Source organism: Frankia sp. CoWAU3 (genome assembly GCF_977971855.1).
On the sequence record NZ_CDWWXB010000015.1, the window covers coordinates 3,050 to 5,775 of the forward strand.

The 2,726-nt window shown below is 70.9% G+C and carries 3 protein-coding genes; all 3 read right to left on the reverse strand.

Features of this window, described 5'->3' with window-relative positions:
• Positions 1–1,052 (reverse strand): cysteine--1-D-myo-inosityl 2-amino-2-deoxy-alpha-D-glucopyranoside ligase (gene mshC / locus AC08ON_RS03155; protein ID WP_476616416.1); only part of this gene is annotated, 1,052 nt, incomplete at its 3' end.
• Between the two features lie 94 nt (positions 1,053–1,146).
• Positions 1,147–1,926, reverse strand: coding sequence for an SCO1664 family protein (locus AC08ON_RS03160; RefSeq protein ID WP_476616422.1), 780 nt, complete (start codon positions 1,924–1,926; stop codon positions 1,147–1,149).
• A gap of 166 nt (positions 1,927–2,092) precedes the next feature.
• The gene (locus AC08ON_RS03165; RefSeq protein ID WP_476606347.1) at positions 2,093–2,635 is read right to left on the reverse strand and encodes a DUF3090 domain-containing protein; all 543 of its coding nucleotides are present in this window, start codon (positions 2,633–2,635) and stop codon (positions 2,093–2,095) included.
• Positions 2,636–2,726: the final 91 nt, after the last annotated feature.

Below are 2,726 nucleotides of genomic sequence, written 5' to 3' on the forward strand. Positions count from 1 at the left end.
CCCGGCGCCCACTCCCAGTCCTCGGTGTGCCGATGATCGAGCAGGGCCAGCCGCAGGGCCGCCGGATCCACCCCGGCCCGGCGCAGCCGGGAGCCGAACTCCAGGTTGCCCCGCGACTTCGACATCTTGTGGCCGTCGAGGCTCACCATCGCGGTGTGCACGTAGCTGCGGGCGAACGGCCGGATGCCGGCGGCGACCTCGGCGTGCGCCGCGCTGCACTCGTGGTGCGGAAAGCTCAGGTCGGTTCCGCCACCCTGGATGTCGATGACCCCGCCGAGATAGTGGCGGGCGATGGCGGAGCACTCGATGTGCCAGCCGGGCCGGCCGGGGCCGAACGGCGAGGGCCAGGACGGCTCGCCGGGGCGGTGGGCGCGCCACAGCAGCGGATCGAGGGGGTCCTTCTTGCCGGTCCGGCGCGGGTCACCCCCGCGCTCGGCGCAGATCGCCAGCATCTCGGCCCGGCTGAGATGCGAGATCTCCCCGAAGGCGGGTGCGGTGGCGATCGAGAAGTACAGGTCGTCGTCGACCTGGTAGGCCGCGCCCCGGTCGACGAGCTCCGCCACCATGTCGACGATCATCGGAATGGCCTCGACCACCCCGACGTAGGCGTCCGGCGCCAACATCCGCAGCGCGGTCATGTCCTCGCGGAACAGGTCGATCTCCCGGTCGGCGAGGGCCCGCCAGTCCAGCCCGTCACGGGTGGCTCGCTCAAGCAACGGGTCATCGACATCCGTTACGTTCTGTACATAGTGGACGTGATGCCCGGCGTCTCGCAGCACACGCTGCGCGAGGTCGTAGGTGAGGTAGGTGAAGGCATGCCCCAGATGCGTCGCGTCATAGGGCGTGATGCCACACACGTACAGCCTTGCGGTGACGGCCGGCGCCAACTTGCGTACGCTCGACGTGGCCGTATCGAAGATCCTCAGTGGCTTCCCGTGACCGGGAAGAGAACGTATCGGAGGAGATGGCCACGCCTGCATGCGTGTCACAGTAACCGCGAACCGACTCTCCGGCGGGCGCAAGGGGAGTAACCGCAGCGTAACCGACGGCATCCCAAGCCGATCCACCTCGGGTCACCGACGGTGACATCCCATCTTCTCCCGCACCTGTATCCGCACCGGTGACCCGCCCAGAACCGGAACCCGCTCAGAACGGCGGCCAGGGGATCGCCGGCCAGTCCCCCAAGGGCAACGGGAACCGGCCCTCGGCCAGAAGCCCGTCGACCCGCACGGTGAGGGCGTCGACCTCGGTAACCGTGAGCAGCTCCTCGAGCCGGTCCCGGAAGGGGCCCCCGAGCGCCTCACGCAGGTCGTCGAGCAAGGCGGTCTCCTCGGCGTCGAGCCGCCTTCCCCGCCAGGTCCACAGCAGGGTGCGCAGCTTGCCGTCCGTGTGGAAGGTCACACCGTGATCGATGCCGTGAATCCGGCCGGAGGGCGCCGGCAGCAGGTGCCCACCCTTGCGGTCGGCGTTGTTGATGACGACGTCGAACAGGGCGATCCGGCGCAGTTGGGAGTCGTCGGACCGGGTCAGCGCCACCTGGTCCACGGTGACGTCGGTGTCGATCCACAGCTGCACCATGCCCTCGCCGAACGGGCCGTCACGCAGAATGGTGGGCGGGACGATGCCAAGCCCGAGCTGCTCGGAGACCTCGTAGGCGGCCAGCTCGCGGGCGGCGAGGGTGCCGTCTGGGAAGTCCCACAGGGCGCGTTCGCCGCGGACCGGCTTGTAGACGCAGCGGCCGGTCACCCCGTCGGCGCAGATGTCGCAGCAGAGCGTCGTGTTGCTCGCGTCGACCAGCCGGGCGGTGATCTCGAGGTCACCACGGCGAAGGAGGTCGAGGGCGGCGGGGGCGTCGAGGCCGCCCCCGTCGATCGGATGCAGTGGCGGTCGCCACCCCGGAGTGGAACTCGCCGCGGAGACGCCCATCATCTCAGTCTGTCCGGTCCGGCAGGGTGATGTCACCGGACCGGACGGTGAGCGACATCTCTCCCACACCGTCCGGCCTACCGGACCACACCGCTATCACGGACCGCACCCCCGCCACGGACCGCACACCCGCGGCGGGCAGGCCCGGCGCCTCTCGCCGGCCGCATCAGCGCAGGTGACCGTTCTGGCGCGGGCAGACGTGACCGTCGTCCAACGGCTGCCCGCACAACGGGCAGGAGGGCCGGCCCGCGGACAGGACCCGCGCCGCGCGCTGCACGAACGAGCGCGCCTGCTCGGACCCCAGCAGGACCCGGACCGCGTCCGGCCCGTCGGGATCGTCGGAGAATCCGACGATCGGGTCGGCCAGGCCCGTCGCCTGCGCCTCGATGACGACCCGTCCGCCACGCGGATCCCAGCCGAGCGCGATCGTCGCGGCCTGGAACTCCTCGTCGATCGGCAGATCGAGCGGTGACAGGTCGGGGTCGGCCGGGGCGGGCTCGGGCTGCGGCGTCGCGCCGCGGCGGCTCAACTCGTCGAGCAGCTCGGTCAGCTGTTCGGCAAGCAATGCGACCTGTGCCTTCTCCACCGCGACGGTGACGACCCGCGCCCCGTCGCGGGCCTGCAGGTAGAACGATCGGGCGCCGGGAAGGCCTACGGTGCCCGCAACGAACCGCTGCGGCGGGTCGAAGACGTGTATCCGGCGCGGCATGCCCGATCAGCCCGTTCCACCACCGGCGCTGGGACGGAAACCGCCGGCACCGCCACCGATCACCTCGTCCACGTCGAGCCCGCTGGACCCC